The organism is Flavobacterium sp. 11 (genome assembly GCF_002754315.1).
Classification (GTDB): Bacteria; Bacteroidota; Bacteroidia; order Flavobacteriales; family Flavobacteriaceae; genus Flavobacterium; species Flavobacterium algoritolerans.
The window spans coordinates 504569-529330 of sequence record NZ_PEFE01000001.1 but is presented as its reverse complement, the minus strand read 5'-3'; the positions used below and the strand labels follow the sequence as shown (position 1 = coordinate 529330).

Here is a 24762-nt window from a genome sequence, read left to right as displayed (position 1 = left end):
TTTGTTGCTTCAAGATAAAATTATTTTCTTAAACTTTCAATATAGGTCACCACAGCGCTATGTGAAACGGTATTCTTTTTGAAATATTTTAGGATTAAAACGCGTTCTTCATCATTGGCTTCAAACTGGTTGATAATATTGTTCAAATGCATTTTCATGTGTCCTTCCTGAATTCCTGTTGTGGTCAAAGAGCGCAAAGCGGCAAAGTTTTGGGCCAAACCGGCTACGGCTACAAACTGCATTAATTCCTTGGCAGATGGTTTTTCCAGCATTTCCAATGATAATTTTACCAATGGATGTAAGGAAGTTAAACCACCAACAGTTCCTAATGCTAAAGGGATTTCCAACCAAAAAGTAAAAACACCATTTTCTATTTTGGCATGGGAAAGACTGGAATATTTTCCGTTTCGGGAAGCATAGGCATGAATTGCAGCTTCGACGGCACGGAAATCATTTCCTGTTGCCAGAACTACGGCATCCACTCCGTTCATGATTCCTTTATTGTGCGTTACGGCACGGTATGGTTCGACTTCAGCTATTTGAACAGCTTGCACAAATTTCTCTGCAAATTCTAGAGGATTAGGAATGTGTTTTTCTTCTAAATCAGCAATTGGGCAAGAAACTTCGGCTCTTACGATGCAATTTGGAACATAATTCGAAAGGATGCTCATCACGACTTCAATGTCTTTCTCCGTTTCCGTGAACAAGTCATAATTATGTGCTTCTTCTTTTAATGTTTTGGAAAATTGTTCCAGACACGAATTGATGAAATTAGCTCCCATGCTGTCTTTGGTTTCAAAAGTGGCATGCAGCTGAAAATAATTGGGCAATAAATCGGTTTTGTCTTTTAGGGTGATGTCTAAAATTCCGCCACCGCGTTTTTGCATATTTGTTGTAATCGATTCTGTTTCTGCGAAAAATTTGCTTTTGTTTTGGGCAAAAAATAAGTTCAATTTTGAAACATCTCCTTTATAGATAAAATGAACCTGACCAATTTTTTCGGTGTTGATTACGGTTGTTTTAAATCCGCCACGTGTGGACCAAAACTTAGCAGCTTTTGCGGCAGCGGCAACCACAGAACTTTCTTCAATTGCCATAGGAATCGTGCTGTATTTTCCATTAATCAGGAAATTAGGAGCAACTCCCAGCGGAATGTAGAAATTAGTTATCGTGTTTTCGATGAATTCATCATGTAATTTCTGTATTTTTTCATCAGAATTCCAGTAGTTTTTCAGCAAGGAAATGGCTTCTGAAGGTGTTGAAAAATATTGATTGGCAATCCATTTAATTTTTTCTTCTTTGGATAATTTAGAAAATCCGCTAATGGCCTTATTCATTCTCAATAGATTATAATATGTATACCTGCAAAGATACGCTTTTAGCTGTTTTGTTTACTATGATAATATCCTCAATAAATGGGTGTTTAGAATATTGTTTTTAACATTTAACACATCGAATGTGAAATTATTGTAAATTTTTCACTAAAATTGACGGTTTTTATATTTAAAGAAATATCATGTATTCGAAAAAAATTATTGCATTATTTTTATTCCTGTGTTTTACTGTTGTTGGCCAACAAAAAATCACAATTGATGAAATTTACAACGGCACTTTTCGTGCTCAAGGAATGGATGAATTACAGTCCATGAAAAATACAAATCAATACACTGTATTGAATTTAGACAACCAGTCCAGAAGTATGCAAATCGATTTGTATGATTTTGCAACTTTAAAAAAAGTAGCTACACTTATAGATACAAAATCCCACAAAGAACTTTCAAACGGGATTGACAGTTATACATTTGATGCTTCAGAAAAAATGATTTTATTGGCTTGCAATACGAATCAAATCTTCCGTCACTCCTTTACTGCTGATTATTATTTATACGATATAGCCAGTAAAAAATTAAAAAAGCTATTTGATTTTCAGGTTCAGGAACCTACTTTTTCACCTGATGGAAAAAAGATAGCATACGCCAAAGAAAATAATCTGTATGTATATGATTTAGCTTCTAATAAATCGACTCCAATTACTACAGACGGACAAAAAAACAGCATTATTAACGGTATTACGGATTGGGTTTACGAGGAAGAATTTGCTTTCGTAAAAGCTTTCGATTGGAGTGCTGACAGCAAAAAAGTGGCTTACATTCGTTTTGACGAAAGTCAAGTTCCGGAATTTTCGATGTCAATGTTTGGTAAAGAATTGTATCCAATGATGCAAACGTTTAAATATCCAAAGGCCGGTGAAAAGAATGCTCTAGTTTCTTTACATATTTATGATGTAAATTCCAATGGGGTAAAAAATGTAAACCTTGGTAATTACACTGATTTTTATATCGCCAGAATGAAATGGACGAATGATGCAAATACATTATCTGCGCAGGTATTGAATCGTCATCAAAATAATTTGGATTTGTTGTTTATCGATGGTAATTCAGGAACTTCAAAAGTAGTTTTGAACGAAAAAGACAAAGCGTATGTTGATGTTACGGATAACTTGACTTTCTTGAAAGACAACAGTTTTATTTGGACCAGCGAAAAAGACGGTTTCAATCATATTTATTTATATGATAAAAACGGAAAATTGAAAAACCAACTGACCAAAGGAAAATGGGAAGTGACTAATTATTATGGTTTAGACGAAAAGACAAATACGGTTTTCTATCAGTCTGTAGAAAATGGATCTATTAATAGAGATGTTTACAGAATAGGTCTTGACGGAAAAAATAAAGTGCGTTTGTCACAAAATACAGGAACGAATGCAGCGACATTCAGCCCGAATTTTCAATACTACATCAACACATTTTCTAGTGCGTCACAACCTACGACGTATACGTTGAACGAAGCTAAAGTTGGAAAACAAGTTCAGGTTATTGAAAACAATGAATCATTGGCTTCGAAACTAAAAAGCTATAATTTGCCTGCTAAAGAGTTTTTTGTTTTAAAAACGGCAAAAGGAAATGAACTAAATGCTTGGGTGATTAAACCTAAAGATTTTGATCCAACAAAAAAATATCCTGTTTTTATGTACCAATATTCTGGTCCGGGTTCGCAACAAGTGAATAACGAGTGGAACAGTACGGATGATTATTGGTTTATGATGTTGTCACAACAAGGTTACATTGTTGCTTGTGTTGACGGACGCGGAACTGGTTTTAAAGGCGCTGATTTCAAAAAAGTGACTCAATTGCAATTAGGAAAATACGAAGTGGAAGATCAAATTGATGCTGCCAAAGTAATAGGAAATTACGCATTTGTTGATAAATCTAGAATTGGTATATTTGGCTGGTCGTATGGTGGTTTTATGGCGTCTAATTGTATCATGAAAGGAAACGATGTTTTTAAAATGGCAATTGCTGTAGCTCCGGTTACAAACTGGAGATTCTACGACAGTGTGTACACGGAACGTTACATGACGACACCACAGGAAAATGCGAGCGGATATGATGATAATTCACCAATAAACCATGTGGATAAATTGAAAGGAAAATTTCTTTTGATTCACGGTTCAGGAGATGATAACGTTCATGTTCAAAACTCCATGCAAATGATGGAAGCTTTGATTCAGGCTAATAAACAATTTGATTCCCAAATTTACCCAGACAATAATCACGGGATTTATGGTGGAAAAACCAGAATTCAATTGTATACAAAAATGACTAATTTTATCAAAGAAAACTTATAACAGCGCTTTATGACAAACGACTCATTTAATAAGGAAGAATTTTTTGGACATCCAAAAGCGCTTTTTATATTGTTTTTTACCGAAATGTGGGAACGGTTTTCGTTCTACGGTATGAAAGCCTTGTTGATTTTTTATCTGACAAAGTACCATTTGTTTTCGGATACTTCTGGAAATTTACTCATTGGAAGCTATGCTGCTCTGGTATATGCTGTTCCGGTTTTAGGTGGTTTTATAGCGGATCGCTATCTGGGATTTAGAAAAGCCATTGTTTTTGGAGGTATTATGCTTGTGTTAGGTCATGTAGGAATGGCTTATGAAGGGAATGCCGCAACTGAATCTATTACTGGCGAAATTACACGGGACGAAACCGCCTTGCAAATATTTTACTTTTCATTATCCTTAATAATTGTCGGAGTTGGTTTTCTAAAAGCCAATATCTCTTCATTAGTGGGGGAATTATATGAAACAGGCGATAAAAGAAGAGATTCTGGATTCACTTTGTTTTACATGGGAATCAACTTAGGATCTTTTATGGCTACGCTAATATGTGTTTGGCTTGGAGAAACGTATGGTTGGAGTTATGGTTTTGGTGCAGCTGGAGTCGGAATGTTTTTTGGACTATTGACTTTTATTTCCGGAAGAAAATTATTGATGGGAAAAGGCGAATCAAACAACGCTTCTTTATTAGAAAAAAAATCGTTTGGACTTAAAAATGAATGGCTAATTTATATTGGAAGTGTATTGTCGACATTGTTGTTTTGGCAGATGGTTCAAAATCATAATGCGGTTTCATGGGCTTTAAAAATTGCGGGTGGTATTTCTTTTATTTATATTGTTTATTATGCCGTTACAAAGTTAGATGGAAAAGCACGTCACCAATTGATTGCTTTGACCATTCTGATTGTATTTACAATTGTATTCTGGGCATTGTTTGAACAGGCATATACGTCGATGAATTTATTTGCTGACAGGATTTTAGACCGAACTATATTTGGTTATGAAATTTCTGCTGGACAGTTCTTAAGTTTTAATGCCTTATTTATAATTTTGCTAGCTCCAGTTTTTGCTTGGATATGGCCAAATTTAGGAAAATACAATCCTAATACAGCCGTAAAATTTGCTTTAGCATTAGCTTTAGTCGGTTTAGGTTTTGGAGCATTAGTTATGGGAATAAATCTTTCTGGTACAGGAAAAGTAGCGGCAATTTGGCTAATATTAGCGTACCTTTTGCATACATGCGGAGAATTGAGTTTGTCACCGGTAGGACTTTCTGCAGTGACTAAATTATCTCCAGCAAAAATCGTGGGATTCATGATGGGCGTTTGGTTTTTGGCAACAGCCAGTTCAGAATTTATCGCTTCCATCTTAGCTAATATCGCTTCTGTAGATACTTCAAATGGTACAGCACCGGATTTAAATTTAGCAAAACAGAGTTACTTAGTGCTTTTTGAATATTTATTTTATACAGGACTTGGTTTCGGATTACTGTTATTGTTACTATCGCCAGTAATCAAAAAATTAATGCACGGAGTAGACAAAGAATTAAACAATTAATAACATGAGTGAAAATACTACAGATCAATTTTTTAAAAGTACCGTTCTAGGACATCCAGCGGGATTATTCGTTTTATTCTTCACAGAGATGTGGGAGCGATTCTCATTCTATGGAATGCGTTCTTTATTGATATTATTTTTAACCGCCTCCTTTACAGACGGTGGTTGGGAATGGACTCGTGAAAATGCTTCTGCATTATTTGGATCCTACGTTGGATTGGTTTATTTATCCACGATGTTAGGTGGTTATTTTGCCGATAAAGTGATAGGTTTTAGATGGGCAGTTGTTGTAGGTGCCAGTTTGATGACTTTAGGACACGCTTCTATGGCTGTTGAAACAGAATTTTCTATTTATTTAGGATTAGTATTGTTAGTTTTTGGAAATGGTTTTTTCAAGCCAAACATGACATCAATCGTATCTGAAATGTACAAAGACCGTCCTGAGAAGAAGGATGGTGCTTATACATTGTTCTACATGGGTGTAAATGCCGGGGCTTTCTTTGGTATTTTACTTTGTGGTTATTTAGGAGAAAAAGTAGGTTGGACGTATGGTTTTGGTCTTGCCGGAATTTTTATGTTCTTTGGAATGTTACAGTTTTGGTTGTCACAAAATATCTTTGGAGACATTGGTTTAAAACCAAACAAAGAAAGCAAAGCGAAAGCAGAAGCTTTGGATACGGATAAAAGAAATCCTTTTTCACCAATACAATTAGCGGCTATTGCATTTTCATCATTATTAGCTTTATTGTGGCTTTTAAATGATCCTGCTTCCAAAATATCCGGAGGGAAAGTAAATGTTTTTTCTTTCTTAGGACCAAATGGTAATTCGATTGCTATAGTTTCAGCATTGGTTGTGTTTATTATATTATTGATATACAGATTTACCCAATATTCTAAAATCACTAAAGAAAAATTAATAGCAGTTACATTCTTCGCATTCCTGACTATTTTCTTTTGGGCAATTTTCGAACAATCTCCAAACAGTTTAACCATTTTTGCGAATGATTATACGGATAGAGTTTTAACAGGTAATTGGAGTGTGGTATTTTTAGTGATGAATTCATTGATTACTATTTTACCTTTAGTTATTATTACTTGGGTATTGATTTTGTTGTTCAAACAAACATTCAAGTTGTATGCTATTGCAAATATTATTCTAAGTGTGAGTTTTATAATTATTTGGGCAATAGCAATATGGATGTTGGCTAAAGATTATTACACTGCAGGATATTTATCATTGTCTGATGAAACCTTACAAGCGTTGAAAATTGATAAAGTAACTACTGCATTGACCGAAGTTCCAGCTACTTGGTTTTCTACCTTAAACTCCTTGTTTATTATTTCATTAGCGCCATTGTTTTCAAAATGGTGGGAAAGTAAATACAATCCTGCGGCTAATTTAAAATACGGAATCGGAATGGGATTATTAGCGCTTGGTATGGCTTGTGTAGCTTTTGGCGCAAGCGGAATTGAAGCTGGTGCAAAAACAGCTTCTGTAAGTATGATTTGGCTTATTTTGGTGTATCTTTTCCATACTATGGCTGAATTGTGTATCTCGCCGGTAGGATTGTCTTATGTAAGTAAGTTAGTTCCTGCTAGAATGATTGCATTTATGTTTGGAGTTTGGTATCTTGCAGTTGCAATAGGAATGAAAGGAGCAGGGATGTTCGGAGAAAATATTGATAAAATTGCCAATGAACACGGATTGAGTTATTTTTTCTGGATGTTAGCAATAATATCTATTGTAGTGGCTTTGTTCTCAATTTTGATGGGGCCGGTAATTAAGAAATTAATGCATGGTGTTCGATAAATTTTAGGCATTGTTTTTGATTTGTCAATAATTAAAAATTATAAATATGAAGAAAATAATAGTTGCTTTGTTATTGTTTGCGGGATCATTTGCCGCTGAAGCACAAGAATTAGTTTGGGAAACCAATGTCATTAAGGCTATGGACGTTTCTAATAAAACTAAAAAACCAATGTTACTGTTTTTTACCGGTAGCGATTGGTGTGGTTGGTGTATCAGGTTACAAAAAGAGGTTTTGAAAACTCCTGAATTTGCAGCTTGGGCCAAAGAAAATGTGGTTCTGGTAGAATTAGATTATCCTAGAAAAGCACCACAGACTCCTGAGATTAAAAAACAAAATGACGAATTACAACAAGTTTTTGCTATTCAAGGATTCCCTACAGTACATTTTGCTAATGTTACAACTGTAGATGGCAAAGTGAATTTTCAAGGTCTGGGAAGTACCGGATATGTTGCTGGCGGACCATCTGCATGGTTGGCTGTTGCAAATGGATTTCTACAGAAGAAATAATTAGTCATTCAATTTATAATATCCCTTTTCACTCGTAGCGTGAAAAGGGATTTTTTGTTTCATACAAGTTGCCTTCCATTGTTTTTGAATGGTTTTATAATTGGAGGCATCTGCTACGACCATCTTTGGTTTTATAGTTTGCAACAAGCGTTCAAAATTTATTTTGGGAGATTGTGTCAGTACAATGATATCCGGATGTATGTTTTTTGGAAAAACACCCGAACTGTCTAAAATGAAAATCTTTTTTCCATTAAAATAAAAAAGGTTTTGCAGTACTTTTTTCTCTCTAAGACTGCTTAAATTCCCTATTCGATACGACTTTAATGTATTGTTTTTTTGAGCAGTTTTCAAAATACTGTCATTGGCATAGACCGTAATACTTTCCCCATTTCGTTCTGCAAGTAATGTATTTCTTTTGATATTGAAAACAATCCATTCCTGTTCGTTTTGAATGTTCCATTGAATATCCAGACATGATATTTGAAGAATGATGATTGAAACCAGTGCCATTACTAATCTGTTGAAACTTGGTTTTTTGAGCCAAATAATTGCAGTAAATAATAGCAAATAACTACTAAACAACAAATAAAAATGCAGTGGAATATCTTGTATTATAAATTGTTCTAAAGACGCAATTGTATTAATGATTTTATTCAAGTAATAAATGCTCCATTCCAGTAATTCTGAAAGGAATATTGGAATACTGTTAAGTGCCGCTAAAAGCATTACTAAAACGCCCAAAACCATTATGATGCTCAATACTGGGATGATAATTAAATTGGTCACAAAAAATAAACCCGGAAACTGATGGAAATAGTAAATACTCAATGGTAAAGTTCCTAATTGTGCAGCAAACGAAACCGTAAGAATATCCCAAATGTATTTTAAAACTTTATTTTTTGGTAACCAAATTGAGGCTAAAAGCGGTTGCAGCCAAATAATGAAAAACAACGCTAAATAGCTTAGCTGAAAACCAACATCAAATAGAAAAGATGGTTCAAAAAGCAAAATCAGTAATACGGAAACTAATAAAGTGTGGTAAATATTAACGCTTCTTCGTAAATGATTTCCAATGGCAACAAACGAAAACATGGTTGCGGAACGCACCACCGAAGGCGCTAATCCCGCGATGATTCCGAAACTGAATAAAGAGGCGAGAATGATGAGTAGTTTTATAAATGAACCCCGTTTAGTATTAGGAATAGGCTTTAGAATGAAAGTGACAAAAATTAAAATGAATCCAATGTGCAGTCCTGATACCGATAAAATATGTACCGCTCCGGCATATTGGTAATCCCGAATGATTTCCGGTGAAATATCCTGTTGTTGTCCCATTATTAATGCTATGGCAACATTTAATTCGGTTTTGTTGAAGTTGTTTTTTTCTAAATTATGAATAATTCGGGTTCTTAATTTAGAAGAATAATACCAGATGTTTTTCTCGATTTTCGTTCCAATTTTGATTTTATCAACATCAGCATACAGTTGCGCATAGATTTGTTTGTTTTCGAGGTATTTGCTGTAGTCAAATTGATTGGGATTATTAGGAGGTTTGTTTTTTGATAAAATCCCTTTAATAAGTAAAGGTGTCCCAATCTCAAATTCATGATGCAAACTGTCTTTTTGAATGTTTAGGATGATTCTTCCTGTTTGTTTTTTCTCATCTACACGGTTTATAATGGCAATGTAGCGGTCGCTAAACGGAGAGCTTTTTAGCTTTTCGCGGATAATTATGGAAATGGAATGCGGTTTTTCAAAAATAGTCGTATTGTGAATATAATTGCTTTTCTGAAAATGATCAATGTGAATTACTTGGGTCGAAATTCCGATAAGAAAAGACAGAAGATATGTTGTCAAACCAAAATAGAAAATCTTCTTGTTTTTGTTTTTGAATAAAAAATACAACACTCCAAAAACACCAATGGATATTGAAAGTAAGATAAACAGTAATGATAGCGGTAGATGAAAGTAGTAGGCGAAAAGGATTCCTGAAATAAATCCAATTGTTATTCTCGCTAAAGGAAAATGGAGTACTTTCATGTATCTAAAGTACACATTTTTAGCAAGAAAAAACTTTATTTTTAAAAGTTATATAGCTTTTTAGCTTGACTATAACACCCGATTTAATTGTACAAAGGTTTTTTTATAATAGGGTTCTTTGGTAGAGGAAATAATTACTCCTTTTGAAGTAGAAGAATGGATAAATTTTATCTCATCATCATTAACTTCAATGACGATTCCTACGTGATTTATCTGTGAATTTTTGTTGGTTTTAAAGAATATTAAGTCTCCTTTTTGCGCCTCTTCGCGTTCTGTATTGATAACCTCACCTATTTTTGACTGTTGATAAGAGTTGCGGGGAAGGGTTATATTATGTGAACTAAAAATGGTATACATCAAACCGGAACAATCAAAACCTGCTTTTGTCGTGCCTGCATATTTGTATTTTACGCCAAGATTTTCAGCTGCTGCATCAATCAATTCTTCTGCAAGACGATTTGTTTTTCTTTTATCGGATTTCGTTAATTTCTCTTTTTTGGTGTCTGATTTTTTAGAAGTAACTATTGGAGAAGTCGATTTACAAGCCGTAAAAAAAATAAGAATCAATAATAGAAATGCGAAATGTTTCAAAAGAATGTATTTTTGATGAATTTAAATAGTTGCAAATTAGTCGTAAACTATTGTAAATCAGAAACAATGAATTTAGCGGTTTTTTCACTGGCGCCAATGCCTCCTAATTTGTCTTCTAATAACGTATATTTTTCTAAAAGCGTATTGCGATGATTGGATTCCAGAATTTTTTTAAGTTCTTCTCGAATGCGTTTTGTGGTACATTCCTCTTGGATTAATTCGGTTACTACTTCTTCATCCATTATCAAGTTTACTAATGAAATGTATTTAAGCGTGATGATTCGTTTCGCAATTTGGTAGGAAGCCCAGCTGCCTTTGTAGCACACTACTTCCGGAACTTTAAAAAGTGCCGTTTCCAGAGTTGCAGTTCCTGAAGTCACTAATGCGGCAGTTGAATTTCGCAATAAATCATAGGTTTTATTGGAGATGAATTTTATGTTTTCATGAGAAATGAAATTTTTATAAAAAGAGAATTCCTGACTTGGAGCGCCGGCAATTACAAATTGATAGTCGGGAAAATCATTGACAACACTCAACATTACAGATAGCATTTTAGTGATTTCCTGTTTTCTGCTTCCTGGTAAAATAGCGATAATTGGTTTTTCGTCTAATTGATTTTCTTTTCTAAAAAGGACAGGGTCAACTGCGGGTTGGTTGTGAATAGCATCAATCAGCGGATGCCCAACAAACTCGACAGGGAAATGATGTTTGTCCTCGTAGAATTGTTTTTCGAAAGGTAAAATCACATACATTTTATCGATGTCGTGTTTGATGTCGGTAATTCTACTTTCTTTCCAAGCCCAGATTTGAGGGGAAATATAATAGTGTGTTTTCATGCCCAACGACTTGGCCCATTTTGCTATGCGCAAATTAAAACCTGGATAATCTATGAAAATAAGAATGTCGGGTTGAAACTCAAGAATGTCTTTTTTGCATATTTTGATGTTATTCAAAATAGTTTTTAAGTTAAAAATCACTTCGATGAAACCCATAAACGCTAATTCCCGATAGTGTTTCACTAAAGTACCGCCAACATTTTTCATCAAATCACCACCCCAAAATCGGATGTCAGCATTTGGATCTTTTTTATACAGTTCTTTCATCAAATTTGAACCATGCAAATCGCCTGAAGCTTCACCTGCTATAATATAATATTTCATGCTTTCTTGATTAAGAGTTTATAAATTTGGATTTCAAACGTATAAAATCATATTTATTTTTAATAATCTGTTTTTCAATTTGCAAAGATAAACTAATAACGTTTCTTAAATAAACATAGTGAGAATTGCCATAATTATTACGGCTAAAACCACTCCGCGAGCCATTGTTTCTTTGTTTATTTTGAGTAAAACACCAAATGCAACTAGTGTAAGAATAGAACCCAATGTTACGATTTTGCCTAAATTCCCCTGTGATTGCATAATTTGAATTCCAGCAATGAAATTAAATTCCGTAAAAAAAGTTATAAAAATATAACTCCCAAGCAGGGTAGTGGCAAATCCAATTAAAAATCCGATAAACAAGTCTGTTTTATTCATTCCATTTCCAGGTGTTAAGTTGTTGTACTGCATGATGCGCTGTCAAGTCAAATTGAACAGGAACAACGGATATGTATCCGTTTTGTAAAGCCCATTCATCAGTGTCTTCGCCTTTGTCTTGATTTACAAATTCTCCGGCAAGCCAGTAATAATCTCTTCCTTGAGGTGTTTTTCTTTTGTCAAATTTCTCTACCCAAAGTGCTTTCGCTTGACGACAAATTCGGATTCCTTTAATCTCTTTTTCTTCTAATTTTGGAAAGTTCACATTCAAAACAACTCCTTCCGGCAGTCCATTTTCTAAAACTTCTAAGGATATTTTTCGAATAAAAGATTTTATATTGTCAAAATTGGCATTCCAATCATAATCCAATAAAGAGAAACCAATGGCAGGAATTCCTTCAATACCTGCTTCAATTGCCGCACTCATTGTCCCGGAATAAATCACATTTATGGAAGAATTTGATCCGTGATTGACACCGGAAACACATAAATCCGGTTTTCGCTTCAAAATTTCATTTACTGCAAATTTCACACAATCTACAGGTGTTCCAGAGCAGCTGTATTCTTTAAATGGGTCATTTTCTTTAGAAATTTCATTCAAATATAAAGTGCTGTTTATGGTAATGGCATGACCCATGGCGCTTTGAGGATTGTCAGGCGCTACCACAACGATTTCGCCTATTTGTGCCATAACGGCAATTAATGCTCTAAGTCCGGGTGCCGAAATACCGTCATCATTGGTTATTAAAATTAAAGGTCTGTCTTTTTTCATTGTTTTATATTTCAAAAAGGGATTGATTATTGATAATTTTGAAGACAAATGTAATAACACAGAATGGAATGTGTAAACAAAAGATAAAAATATGTTATGTTGATTCATTTAACTTAAAACAAAAGAACATTTTTATATCTTTAACAAAAATTTATGGAGGCCTAGCCACTGTTGGCATAGTTTTTACCGTAACTTACATTAAAAGATTCATGAATACTATTATTAACTTTATGAAAAGAAATTATAAAATACTTCTTGTAGTTGTATGCCTTTCGGTGACATTATTTGCGTTCAAAATGAATGCGAAACAATCATCCGATCCCGAAAAAGATAAATTGCTTTTAGAGTTATTGACGTTTGTTATTGAGAAAGGGCATTATAGCCCAGCCACAATTGATGATACGTTCTCTAAAGGTATATATAAAGATTATATTGAAGCGTTAGATCCCTCTAAGCGATTCTTTTTGCAATCAGATATTGATGAATTTTCAAAATTTGAAACGCAATTAGACGATCAGCTATTGAATAAGGATTTGACTTTTTTCAATTTGACATACGAGCGTTTAATTAAGCGTATGGAAGAAAGCAAAAAGATTTACAAAGATGTTTTGAGCAAGCCTTTTGATTATTCAGTTGAAGAAAGTTTCAATATTGATTATGAAAAAGCACCTTATTCTAAAAATGTTGCTGAACTTAGTGACAAATGGCGTAAACAAATCAAATTATCTACCCTTTCATCTCTTGTTGACAAACAAAAATTAGAAGAAGATAAAAAGAAAAATGATGCCACTTATCAAGTTAAATCTTTTGAGGCTTTAGAAAAAGAAACTAGAGAAAGTTCTACAAAATCATTAGATGAATATTTTGGTTTCATTAAAGATTTAGATAGAAATGACTGGTTTTCAGTGTATGTAAATTCTATAACAGCGCGTTTTGATCCGCACACTAATTATTTAGCAGCAGAGGATAAAGAACGTTTTGATCAAAGCATCAGCGGTAAATTAGAAGGAATTGGGGCTCGTTTGCAAAAGAAAAATGATCTTACCGAGATTTCTGAACTTATTTCTGGAGGTCCAGCTTGGAGAGGAAAACAGTTAGAAGCAGGAGACTTGATCATGAAAGTAGCTCAAGGTAATGGTGAAGCGGTTGATGTTGTTGGGATGCGTTTGGATGATGTTGTGAAGAAAATTAAAGGACCTAAAGGTTCAGAAGTTCGTCTTACTGTGAAAAAAGTGGACGGAACCATTAAGATTATTTCTATCATCAGAGATATTGTTGAAATAGAAGAAACGTATGCAAAATCCAGTATTGTAAACAAAAATGGACTGAAATACGGAGTGATTTATTTACCAAAATTCTACATTGATTTTGAAAATAAAGATGGAAGAGATGCAGGAAAAGACATTGCCTTAGAAGTTGACCGATTAAAAAAATCTGGTGTAAACGGAATTATTCTTGATGTTCGAGATGATGGTGGTGGGTCTTTGTCAACTGTTGTTGACATCGCGGGATTGTTTATTGAACAAGGTCCAATTGTGCAAATTAAATCAGCAGGAAGACAAAAAGAAGTTCTTTATGACAGAGATAAAAAAATTGAATGGGATGGTCCTTTAGTAATTATGGTAAATAGTTTCTCGGCTTCGGCTTCAGAGATTCTGGCTGCAGCAATTCAGGATTATAAAAGAGGAATCATCATTGGAAGTAAGCAAACCTATGGTAAAGGAACGGTGCAAAATGTATATGACTTGAATACTTTTGTGCGCAATAGTGCAGTAGGGGATTTGGGTGCCATAAAGACCACCACACAAAAATTTTATAGAATAAATGGTGGGTCTACTCAACTAGAAGGTGTGCAAAGTGATATTGTTATGCCGGACAGATATGCTTATTTAAAAATGGGCGAACGTGACATTGACAATGCGATGCCTTGGGATAAAATTGATCAGGCTGATTATAGTGTTTGGAATAATAATGCCAACTTTAATCAAGCAATTGCCAATAGTAAAAACAGAATTAGTAAAAATCCACAGTTCCAATTAATTGAGGAAAATGCAAAATGGATTGATAGTAGAAGTGAAGAGAATGTTTATAGCTTGAATATTGACAAATTTAAGATTGCTCAAGCCGAAATTGAAGAGAAAGCTAAAAAATATAAGCCAATCGTAAATTACAAAAACACATTGACATTTACTTCTTTACCTTATGAAGCTGAAGTGATGAGTAAAGATGCTTCTTTGAAAGAAAAAAGAGAAATCTGGCATGAATCTTTAGCTAAAGATATTTATGTAGAAGAGGCAATTAATGTTTTGGATGATTTACAACCTAAATCAATTTCGAAAAAAGATATTCCTGTTAAAATGAAAAAAAATAAACTAGCGAAATCTTAATAAAGAATTTGTTAGTTCATAAAACATACAAGTATTAGTAACTATTACGCTCCAAAAATTCTCATTGAATTTTTGGAGCGTTTTTAGTTTGAGTAAATTATTGATATTTAAAATAGCTTTCAGATGACTTTTTTAGTCAATTTAGACTGCTTGTTTTGATTTTAAAAATAGAAGAGTTGGGAGAATCCTTATACATAGTTAGCAATGAAAAATAGAAAATTATTCGCGTTGATATTTATTATTCTTTACGGAATCCTTTTTTCTTCCTGTAAAAAGGATTTGGAAGTAGGTAATCCAGATGCATCTAATGGGAGAAAGGGAGGAGTCTTAATTCAGGTTGTTAGTGTTGAGAATAGTAGTGCAAGGTTAGTGGGAAATTTTGATTTTTTGCCGTCATCTACAACCAATCAAGTTGTGCAGCATAAGTATTACACTTTGTCCTATAATGAAGTTCATGAACAGGCAGAATGGGTGGCTTATGAGTTGAAGAAAAACTATATTAAGAATAATAACTTTAAGCGTCCTTTTTTTATTGAGGATGCCAAAGTAAAAACGGGTTCTGCTGATTGGAGAAATTATAAAAAGTCAATATATGATAAAGGTCATCTTTGTCCTGCAGGTGATATGGAGTTTGCTTTAGATGCTTATAACGAAACTTTTTTCACTTCAAATATTTCTCCTCAAGTGCGTAATTTTAATAACGGTGTCTGGAATAGATTAGAACAAAAAGTACGTTATTGGGCTGTAAAATATGAAGGAATTTATGTAATTACGGGTGGAGTTTTAGAATTCTCATTAATGACAATAGGTAAAGAGAAGGTTTCGGTTCCTAAGTTTTTTTATAAAATTTTATTGGATAATTCTGGTGGGAACTTTAAAATGATTGGTTTCCTTATTCCCAATTCAGAAAGTGATAAACCACTATATAGTTTTGTGGTTTCGGTTGATTATATCGAAAAAATGACCGGAATTAACTTCTTTCCAAAATTGAATGACAACATTGAGAATCAATTGGAAAAAAGGACAGATTATAAAAATTGGAGTTTTAATTAACTCTACTGGGAATAAGAATTTTTAAAGTTTCTGTTTTTGTAAAGTGGTAAACGTATAAATAATTGAAATAAAACTATATACAAGAATAAAATCTTAATAATTAAAACCTATTTAATTACCACTCGTTTACTTTATTGGCGTCCATTTTTATAAATATAAACAACAATATAGTAAAGCCCCAAAGTCCCGAACCTCCGTAAGAGAAGAAAGGAAGCGGAACCCCAATTGTTGGGAAAATACCAACTACCATCGCTATATTTACAAAGAAATGTGTAAATAAAACCCCTGCAACACAATATCCATATACCCTGCTGAATTTTGTTTTTTGTCTTTCTGCCAAGTATATTATTCTAAGAAATAAACCTGCAAAAAGAGCGATAACTACTAAGGAACCAACAAATCCCCATTCTTCACCCACTGTTGTGAATATATAATCTGTATGTTGCTCAGGAACAAATCCGCCTTTGGTTTGTGTTCCTTCAAGAAACCCTTTTCCAAACCAACCTCCAGAACCAATGGCTATTTCGGATTGATTGGTGTTATAACCGATTCCTTTCAGATCGACGGTTTTGCCTAAAAGTATATTAAAACGATCCCTGTGATGTTGTTTAAAGACATTTTCAAAAACATAGTTTACAGACAGTACAAATCCAGAAATAACCACTAAAAGGATGCTGCTCAGAACAATATTTCTATCGGCTAATCTTGATTTTAAATGAACTAATATTAATGTAACTAATGCTATAAGAATTACATATTGTGGCTCTAATATCAGTGTTAGCACAAATAATAGGATGGTAATAAATCCTGTCCAAACATACCATGACGGTAGCCCTTCGCGGTATAAAACTATGATGAATATGCTATATATTAAAGCACTTCCAGGGTCAGGTTGCGGAAGTATCAGGATGACAGGCAAAAGAATTATTGCAAGAGCTTGTACCTGCCTATTCACTTCTTTTAAATTAATCTGGGTGTCACTTAAATATTTGGCTAATGCCAAAGCCGTAGCCGCTTTTGCAAATTCAGAAGGTTGAATCGTGAAACTGCCTATTGCATACCAACAACGTTGACCCGCTATGGTTTTACCAAATAAAAATAATCCGGCTAATGTAAGTAAGGAAATTCCAAAAATGATACTTGCATATTTTTCATAAAACTTACCGTCAACAGAAAGCACAATAAAAATTAACGGAATAGTCAATATAATGAATATAAGCTGTTTCTCATGAGTGTCCTCCATTGATGAGAGCGAAGACGAATAGATATTTAGCCAACCCAAAATAACTAATGAAACATAGATTATTATGCTTATCCAGTCAATGTTATTTGTTATGCTTTGGTTTTTCATCTGAATTAAATAGCTTGTTTATTCGATTTTGTGGTATCTGTTTTTGCTTTCACTGTTGGAATAGTTGTTTTCTTTTTTAGAAGAGAGTCGCTAATTCTTAATTGTAATTTTACGGCTTCTGACAGTCCTCCTAATTTAGCATATCGACTTTGTAAACTTGTTGCAAGAATCCTTTTTTCTAAGTCAACTCTGGTGATTTTTTGTCTTAGGTATTTTTCTATCATCAAACTGGCAATTGGTCCAGCTATAGTTGCTCCATATCCACCATTTTCAACCATAACTGCAATTGCAATTTTGGGATTGTCTTTTGGTGCAAAAGCTACAAATATTGAATGGTCTTCCATTTTTACGCGTACTCCTCCAATTTTAGCAAAATTTTCTGCTGTTCCAGTCTTTCCACAAATATCAATTCCTTCCACTCGTAGGGATCTTGCTGTTCCTAAGTTGTAAACATCAAATAAACCGCTGATAATTGGTTTGAAATGTTTTTTATCAATTGTGGTTTCATGTTTGGTAGTGAATTTTTTGTCAATTTTGTGCCCTTCAATTTTTTTGATTATATGAGGCGTATAATAATGACCTTCGTTAGCTATTGTTGCCATCATATTCGCCAGCTGAATAGGAGTCATTAGAACTTCACCTTGTCCAATTGAATTAGAAACAATAGTAGTACTTCTCCAGCCACCGTTAGGATAAATGCGTTTGTATGTTTTTGAATCGGGTACGTTTCCTTTTTTACCAGTTGGTAAATCATATCCCATGAATTGTCCAAGACCAAAACTTTTCACGTGTTTGCTCCAAATATCAACCGCTTGTGCAGGTTTTGAATATTTATTTATGGTCTTCATGTAAGCCGTTGCAAAATAGGAGTTGCAAGATTCAAAGATACCTCGGTGTAATTGAAGTGCGCCTCCATGACAGTGGCATCCCATAAAACGTCCTCTTGCATAGCTAAAACCACGATTGCAAAAAACAGTAGTATTGTCATCAATTACTCCTTCTTGTAATGCTACTAGTCCAGTTAAAATCTTGAATGGAGATCCTGGTGGATATTCAGCCAGCAAACCTCTGTCATAAAGTGGTTTTGCTATGGAATCGCGGTATAATTCAGTATAATTCTTAGACCGTTGTCTTCCTACTAATATTCCAGGGTCATACGATGGAGCAGTTACAAGCGCCAATATTTCACCGGTACTAGGTTCAATTGCTACAATTCCACCTCGTTTATTAATCATTAATTCCTCCCCATATTTTTGAATTTCAGCATCTATGGTCAGATTTATGTCTTCTCCTTGAACAGCGATAGTGTCGTATTTCCCATCTTTATAAGAACCTATTTCCCTGTTGTATTTGTCTTTTTGAATGTATTTTACACCTTTCACTCCGCGTAAAAGATCTTCGTAGCTTTCTTCAACTCCTTGTCTCCCAATTAAGTCACCACTATTATAATACGGATTTTTGGCGACTAGTTTTTCATTTACCTGAGTGATGAATCCAAAAATATTGGCTCCAAAATCTACTTCATAATCACGAAGGGAACGTTTTTGAAAATAAAAACCTTCATATTTTCTTATTTTTTCTTGAAACGCAGCAAATTCACTTTTGTTTAACTGAGATAAAAAAACAGATGGCAAGCGCGGACTGTATACTGTAGCTTTTTCAATTTTTTTAATAAAATCTTCTTTTGTGATATTCAATAATTGACAAAATTCTAAAGTATCAGTATTTTTGACTTCTCTAGGAATGACCATGATGTCATAAGATGCTTGGTTTGCAACTAATAACTTTCCTTTTCTATCATACATATATCCTCTTTCAGGATATTCATACTTTTTTTTAATGGCATTGTTTTCAGACTTTAGTTTTAAAGTGTCGTCAACAATCTGCAAATAAAAGATACGCATTACAAGCAAAGATGTAGCTATAATGATTAAAGAAGGCAACAAGACTTTTCTCATCTTTTGTTCGGCTTAATAAGATATATTATGATAATGCAAATAATGATTGTGAATACAGTACTTAATAATGTTCTAATTAGTATATCAAAAATAAAGCTAAACTGGAATGCTTCCAGTAAAAATAACGTAAAATGGTGTATAACAACAGAAAGTAATATAAAAGAGAATCTTTCAGGTGTCAAAACGTCATTTAATTTTACAGTTTGATATTCATAACTTAGACCAAAAGCAAATTTAAAAATAGCGGGTCTAAAATAGGCTAGAACTAAACATGCAGTGGCATGTATTCCGCCTGAATTGCTAAACATATCCATAATAAGTCCAAGTATGAAACTCGCTACTACAAGACCAGATTTGTTTCCGTTTACAGGGTAAAGTATTATGAACAATATATAAGGGAAAGGGCTTATATAACCCAAAAAATTCATATTGTTGAATATGATAATTTGAACTGCCAATAACAGAATAAATCGAAAAATATTGACTAACAATGCGCTATTCATCCTTTTCTCTTTTTTCTAAATTAATGATTTCTTCACGATCTTTCCTTTTTATGATATAGACATGGCCTAAATTTGTCATATCGTTGAATAGTCTGACGTTTATTTTATAATAATTAGTTTCTTCTTCAGTATAGATATTTTCAATTGTACCTATTCCTATATTTTCTGGAAAAATTACAGATTGTCCGCCAGTTACGATTGTATCGCCTTTTCTAATGGCTGCTAATCTAGGTACATCAACCAGTTGAACAAATCCAGTACTTTTTCCGTCCCAAACAAGTGACCCAAAGTGATTTGACTTTTTGATTTTGGCATTGATTTGAGATTTTTTATTCAGAATACTGATTACAGTAGAATATTTTGGCGATGTATTTTCTATGATTCCAACAATTCCTAAACTGTTAATTACCCCCATATCTGGTTTTACACCTTGCAATTCTCCTGAATTCAAGGTTAAGTAATTTTCATGGACATTATAGGAGTTGTGTATTACTTTGGAAACAACAATATCGTCTGGTTTTACCCCTTTAATACTGTCTAGTTTTTTTATTGCAGTAGTATCTTTACGATTGAATAGAAGGCTTCTTAGCTTTGCATTTTCAAGAGCAAGTGCATCATTTTGAGTTTTTAAATTCAAGTATTCGTTAAGGTTATTCACTTTTTCGTACACTCCGCCACTTAAAAAGTTTGCGGAACTAATTATTTTGCTTCTGTGGAAAGAATGGGATTGAATTGTGAGTGATAACGAGATACCCAAAAGCAGCAAAAACAGTAATCTATTACTGTTTTTAAAAATAAAATTAAATATTTGCTGCATTTCTTAACGGTATAATGTAAATAACTGTATGTCTTTTTTTGTAATCTAATTGTTGTAAATTGACTTGTGCTTGAAGGCTTGCAAGTGTAACAAAAACGAATTACTTAATCAAAATGCTTTTAAATTTAGTAATGTTTTTAAGTGCCATACCAGTTCCTCTAACAACTGCTCTTAATGGATCTTCTGCAATGTAAACAGGTAAATCTGTTTTTTGCGAAATCCTTTTATCAAGCCCTCTTAACATAGATCCTCCACCTGCAAGATAAATTCCTGTGTTGTAAATATCGGCTGCTAATTCAGGAGGTGTTTGTGATAAAGTTTCCATTACTGCATCTTCAATTCGTTGGATTGATTTGTCTAATGCTTTCGCAATTTCTCTATAAGAAACTTCTACTTGTTTTGGTTTACCGGTAAGTAAATCTCTACCTTGAACTGACATGTCTTCTGGAGGAGTTTCTAAATCTTCGATAGCGGCACCAATTTGAATTTTGATTTTTTCAGCAGTACTTTCTCCAACAAAAAGATTGTGTTGTGTACGCATGTAATAAACGATGTCATTTGTAAATACATCACCAGCAATTTTTACTGATTTATCACATACAATTCCGCCTAATGCAATAACTGCAATTTCAGTTGTTCCACCACCTATATCAACAATCATGTTTCCTTTTGGTTGCATGATGTCTATTCCAATACCTATTGCTGCTGCCATAGGTTCATGTATCAAATAAACTTCTTTCCCATTTACTCTTTCGCATGATTCTTTTACGGCTCTCATTTCCACTTCAGTAATGCCTGAAGGAATACAAACAACCATTCTTAATGCGGGAGTAAACATTCTTTTTTTCAATGCCGGTATGCTTTTTATAAACATACTGATCATTTTTTCTGAAGCATCAAAATCAGCAATTACACCATCTTTCAAAGGTCTTATCGTTTTAATGTTTTCATGTGTTTTTCCCTGCATCATGTTGGCTTCTTTACCAACAGCGATGATTTTGCCTGAAACTCTATCACGAGCAACTATCGAAGGGCTGTCTATGACAACTTTATCATTATGGATGATTAAAGTGTTGGCGGTACCAAGGTCTATCGCAATATCCTCGGTCATGAAATCAAAAAATCCCATAAGTTTTTTAAGGGTTAAAAGTTATAAATTTGTGACGGGCAAAGTTAAACAAATTAATGTTTAAAATGACGAGTTCCTGTAAATACCATTGCAACTTTATTTTCATTACAATAATTAATACTCAATTCGTCTTTTATAGATCCTCCTGGCTGAATTACAGCAGTTATTCCGGCTTCTTTAGCGATTTCTACACAATCTGGAAAAGGGAAAAACGCGTCGCTTGCCATTACTGCACCATGCAAATCAAAGTGAAAATTATTCGCTTTTTCTATTGCTTGTTGCAAGGCATCAACTCTTGATGTCTGTCCTGTACCTGACGCAATAAGTGTACCGTTTTTTGCAAAAACAATCGTGTTTGATTTTGTGTTTTTACAAATTTTAGAAGCAAAAATTAGATCCTGAATTTCTTGTTCAGTAGGTTCAGTTATAGTAACGGTTCTTAAGTCTTGTTTATTGTCGGTTATGTTGTTTCTTTCCTGAACTAAAATTCCGTTTAAGCAAGTACGAACTTGTTTTTGTGGTAATTCTACTTCGTTTTGGATTAATATAATTCGGTTTTTCTTTTCTTGTAAAATTGCAATGGCTTCAGTATCATATTCTGGAGCAATTACAACTTCGCAAAACAATTTGTTTATTTCTGAAGCAGTAGCAACATCAATTTTTGTATTCGAAATTAAAACACCTCCAAAAGCTGAAGTAGGATCGCAGGCCAAAGCCGCAAGATACGCTTCACTAATCGTAGTTCTTGACGCTAAACCACAGGCATTATTGTGTTTTAATATAGCAAATGTAGGGCCGTCATTTTTGAATTCATTAATCAAATTTACGGCAGCATCTACATCTAATAAATTATTGTAAGACAATTCTTTTCCGTGAACTTTGTTGAACATTGCGTCAAAATCCCCGAAGAAAAATCCTTTTTGATGTGGGTTTTCACCGTATCTTAAAACTTGACCGTTAGCAATACTTTGTTTGAATATTGTTTCGTCAGTGTTGAAATAATTGAAAATTGCAGTGTCATAATGAGATGAAACATGAAATGCTTTTGTAGCCAATAATTTTCTGTCTTCCAATGTTGTAGCTCCATTTTGCTCTGTAATCAAGTCCAAAAGCAAACCATATTGGTCAACCGATGCTACAATTACAGTGTCCTTGAAGTTTTTTGCGGCAGCACGTATCAAAGAAATACCACCAATATCTATTTTTTCAATAATATCTGATTCACTAGCTCCGGAAGCCACTGTTTTTTCAAAAGGATATAAGTCAACAATTACTAAATCTATTTGTGGAATGTTGAACTCTATCATTTGTTGTACATCACTCTCGTTGTCTTGGCGGTTTAAGATTCCTCCAAAAACTTTTGGGTGTAATGTTTTTACTCTACCACCCAAAATAGAAGGGTAGGAAGTAACATCTTCAACAGGAATTACAGGTATTCCTAAATTTTTTATAAAATCCTCAGTCCCTCCAGTAGAATAAAGTGTAACATTTTGACTGTTTAGTTGTCTTACTATAGGTTCTAATCCTTCTTTTGAAAAGACAGAGATTAATGCAGATTGAATTGTTTTTGTTGTGTTCATTATGTAGTTATAGTTATAAAGTGCAAAAATAGTTTTTTAATGTGAAAATTAAGCCATTTGAAAATGAGATAATGTGTAATTTTTACTCCTATTTCATTGGCAAAGGTAAAATAATTGATTCACACGGCAACGAATACATTTTTCATTAGGTTTTTGATTAATATTTATGGAATTTTACTTTAATACAAAAAAGATTTTATGCTAGTTTACCTTCGATTATTAAAAGAGAGTTTGGGCTTTGCAATGAATGCATTGCGAAACAATAAGTTAAGAACGTTGCTTTCTTTGTTAGGAGTTACTATTGGAATTTTTTCGATTATTGCTGTGCTTGCTGCTGTTGACTCTTTGGACAGAAAAATTACAAAAGACTTGAGTAGTTTGGATAAAAATACGATTTATCTAATGAAATTTTCTTTTGGACCTTCAGAGATTCCACAATGGAAAAGAGAGCAATTTCCTAATGTGAAGTACGACGAGTACAATTTCATGAAAGGGGCTATGACTAATACGGACCAGATGGCATATCAAATATTTACTCGAAGAGAGACTATTAAATATGAATCGAAAACAGTAAGTGACATCAATATTGTTCCTGTTTCACATGAATTTATAGATATTCAAGGCCTTGAATTTGATAAAGGGAGGTTTTATAATGAATCTGAAGCTAATTCTGGTGCAACAGTTATTGTTTTGGGAAATGAAATTGCAAAATCCTTATTTGAAGAGTCTGAGCCTATCGGGAAAAATGTTCGTTTGTATGGCAAGCGTTTTACGGTTATTGGTGTCATCAAAAAAGAAGGTTCAGGTTTGTTTGGAGACAGTAATGATACATCAGCCTATATTCCAGTAAATTTTGTTCGTCAGTTGTATGGAGACAACAATACTTCCTTGACTAATGTTATTATTTTTAAACCAGAAAAAGGCGTGGATATGGATGCCTATAAAAGCGAAATATCTCAAAAACTAAGAAGTTTTAGAGGTTTGAAAGCAGGTGAAATTGACAATTTTTTTATTAATGTATTTTCTGGTTTTACGGATCTTATAGATGGAATTTTAGGACAAATGAATGTTGTAGGCTGGATAATTAGTGGTTTTTCGTTACTGGTAGGAGGTTTTGGGATTGCCAATATTATGTTTGTTTCGGTAAAAGAACGAACTAATTTGATTGGAATTCAGAAATCATTAGGAGCCAAAAACAGATTTATACTATTTCAATTTTTGTTTGAAGCCATAATACTTTCAGTGATTGGCGGAATGATTGGACTTTTTCTGGTTTGGATAATTTCTGTAATCTTGACAAAAGCATTAGATTTCGAATTTGTTTTAAGCGCGGGTAATATTATTCTGGGAACTGGATTAGCTGCTGTAATTGGATTGATATCTGGAATACTTCCTGCTATTTCTGCTTCAAAACTAGATCCTGTGGAAGCGATTAGAACAGGAATGTAAATTATATGAACTTTATTAAAGAAATAAAAAAAAC

The 24762-nt window shown here is 33.6% G+C and carries 19 protein-coding genes; 7 read left to right on the top strand and 12 right to left on the bottom strand.

Going from position 1 to position 24762, the window contains the following annotated elements; genetic code table 11:
- Nucleotides 1–20 precede the first annotated feature (20 nt).
- Complete coding sequence (locus CLV00_RS02325) at nucleotides 21–1337, bottom strand: hydroxymethylglutaryl-CoA reductase, degradative (protein WP_099713629.1); 1317 nt, start codon at nucleotides 1335–1337, stop codon at nucleotides 21–23.
- Nucleotides 1338–1516: 179 nt separating this feature from the next.
- On the opposite strand from CLV00_RS02325, the gene CLV00_RS02320 reads away from it, so the two are divergent.
- From CLV00_RS02320 to CLV00_RS02305, 4 genes are read left to right on the top strand one after another with little or no spacing between them, the layout of a single operon-like run.
- Nucleotides 1517–3688, top strand: a complete 2172-nt coding sequence (locus CLV00_RS02320; protein WP_099713628.1) for a S9 family peptidase — start codon at nucleotides 1517–1519, stop codon at nucleotides 3686–3688.
- 9 nt (nucleotides 3689–3697) lie between these two features.
- Nucleotides 3698–5242, top strand: a complete 1545-nt coding sequence (locus tag CLV00_RS02315; RefSeq protein ID WP_099713627.1) for a peptide MFS transporter — start codon at nucleotides 3698–3700, stop codon at nucleotides 5240–5242.
- Nucleotides 5243–5246: 4 nt separating this feature from the next.
- Nucleotides 5247–7052, top strand: coding sequence for a peptide MFS transporter (locus CLV00_RS02310; protein WP_099713626.1), 1806 nt, complete (start codon nucleotides 5247–5249; stop codon nucleotides 7050–7052).
- 46 nt (nucleotides 7053–7098) lie between these two features.
- Nucleotides 7099–7560, top strand: a complete 462-nt coding sequence (locus tag CLV00_RS02305; RefSeq protein ID WP_099713625.1) for a thioredoxin family protein — start codon at nucleotides 7099–7101, stop codon at nucleotides 7558–7560.
- Here CLV00_RS02305 and CLV00_RS02300 read toward each other — a convergent pair whose 3' ends face one another.
- The 5 genes from CLV00_RS02300 to surE all read right to left on the bottom strand — a co-directional run bounded on the left by CLV00_RS02300 (nucleotide 7561) and on the right by surE (nucleotide 12501).
- Entirely contained in the window at nucleotides 7561–9600 is a 2040-nt protein-coding gene (locus CLV00_RS02300; protein WP_099713624.1) for a ComEC/Rec2 family competence protein, read from the bottom strand.
- Nucleotides 9601–9669: 69 nt separating this feature from the next.
- Nucleotides 9670–10191 carry a C40 family peptidase gene (locus CLV00_RS02295; RefSeq protein ID WP_099713623.1) on the bottom strand — a complete coding sequence of 174 codons (522 nt, stop codon included), beginning with the start codon at nucleotides 10189–10191 and terminating at the stop codon, nucleotides 9670–9672.
- A 47-nt stretch (nucleotides 10192–10238) separates the two neighbouring features.
- Nucleotides 10239–11351 carry a lipid-A-disaccharide synthase gene (lpxB, locus tag CLV00_RS02290; protein ID WP_099713622.1) on the bottom strand — a complete coding sequence of 371 codons (1113 nt, stop codon included), beginning with the start codon at nucleotides 11349–11351 and terminating at the stop codon, nucleotides 10239–10241.
- Between the two features lie 105 nt (nucleotides 11352–11456).
- Nucleotides 11457–11729 (bottom strand): hypothetical protein, encoded by a 273-nt coding sequence (locus tag CLV00_RS02285; protein WP_099716204.1) that lies wholly within the window; start codon nucleotides 11727–11729, stop codon nucleotides 11457–11459.
- Nucleotides 11722–12501 carry a 5'/3'-nucleotidase SurE gene (gene surE, locus CLV00_RS02280; RefSeq protein WP_099716203.1) on the bottom strand — a complete coding sequence of 260 codons (780 nt, stop codon included), beginning with the start codon at nucleotides 12499–12501 and terminating at the stop codon, nucleotides 11722–11724. The genes CLV00_RS02285 and surE overlap by 8 nt, the downstream gene beginning before the upstream one ends.
- 209 nt (nucleotides 12502–12710) lie before the next feature.
- Between surE and CLV00_RS02275 the strand changes: the two genes are divergently transcribed.
- Together CLV00_RS02275 and CLV00_RS02270 are read left to right on the top strand one after the other, a co-directional pair.
- Complete coding sequence (locus CLV00_RS02275; protein WP_099716202.1) at nucleotides 12711–14888, top strand: carboxy terminal-processing peptidase; 2178 nt, start codon at nucleotides 12711–12713, stop codon at nucleotides 14886–14888.
- Nucleotides 14889–15092: 204 nt separating this feature from the next.
- Nucleotides 15093–15941 carry a DNA/RNA non-specific endonuclease gene (locus CLV00_RS02270; RefSeq protein ID WP_099713621.1) on the top strand — a complete coding sequence of 283 codons (849 nt, stop codon included), beginning with the start codon at nucleotides 15093–15095 and terminating at the stop codon, nucleotides 15939–15941.
- A 115-nt stretch (nucleotides 15942–16056) separates the two neighbouring features.
- Here CLV00_RS02270 and rodA read toward each other — a convergent pair whose 3' ends face one another.
- From rodA to purH, 6 genes are all read right to left on the bottom strand, one after another.
- On the bottom strand, nucleotides 16057–17292 hold the full coding sequence (gene rodA, locus CLV00_RS02265) for a rod shape-determining protein RodA (RefSeq protein WP_099713620.1): 1236 nt from the start codon (nucleotides 17290–17292) through the stop codon (nucleotides 16057–16059).
- 5 nt (nucleotides 17293–17297) lie between these two features.
- On the bottom strand, nucleotides 17298–19250 hold the full coding sequence (gene mrdA / locus CLV00_RS02260) for a penicillin-binding protein 2 (RefSeq protein ID WP_099713619.1): 1953 nt from the start codon (nucleotides 19248–19250) through the stop codon (nucleotides 17298–17300).
- The gene (locus tag CLV00_RS16525) at nucleotides 19247–19753 is read right to left on the bottom strand and encodes a rod shape-determining protein MreD (protein WP_099713618.1); all 507 of its coding nucleotides are present in this window, start codon (nucleotides 19751–19753) and stop codon (nucleotides 19247–19249) included. The genes mrdA and CLV00_RS16525 overlap by 4 nt, the downstream gene beginning before the upstream one ends.
- Nucleotides 19746–20570: a rod shape-determining protein MreC gene (gene mreC, locus CLV00_RS02250; RefSeq protein ID WP_099713617.1), complete on the bottom strand. Its 825-nt coding sequence runs from the start codon at nucleotides 20568–20570 to the stop codon at nucleotides 19746–19748. The genes CLV00_RS16525 and mreC overlap by 8 nt, the downstream gene beginning before the upstream one ends.
- Before the next feature lie 100 nt (nucleotides 20571–20670).
- Entirely contained in the window at nucleotides 20671–21699 is a 1029-nt protein-coding gene (locus CLV00_RS02245) for a rod shape-determining protein (RefSeq protein ID WP_035668436.1), read from the bottom strand.
- Between the two features lie 53 nt (nucleotides 21700–21752).
- Complete coding sequence (purH, locus tag CLV00_RS02240) at nucleotides 21753–23279, bottom strand: bifunctional phosphoribosylaminoimidazolecarboxamide formyltransferase/IMP cyclohydrolase (RefSeq protein ID WP_099713616.1); 1527 nt, start codon at nucleotides 23277–23279, stop codon at nucleotides 21753–21755.
- Between the two features lie 198 nt (nucleotides 23280–23477).
- On the opposite strand from purH, the gene CLV00_RS02235 reads away from it, so the two are divergent.
- Nucleotides 23478–24728, top strand: coding sequence for an ABC transporter permease (locus tag CLV00_RS02235; RefSeq protein WP_099713615.1), 1251 nt, complete (start codon nucleotides 23478–23480; stop codon nucleotides 24726–24728).
- Nucleotides 24729–24762: the final 34 nt, after the last annotated feature.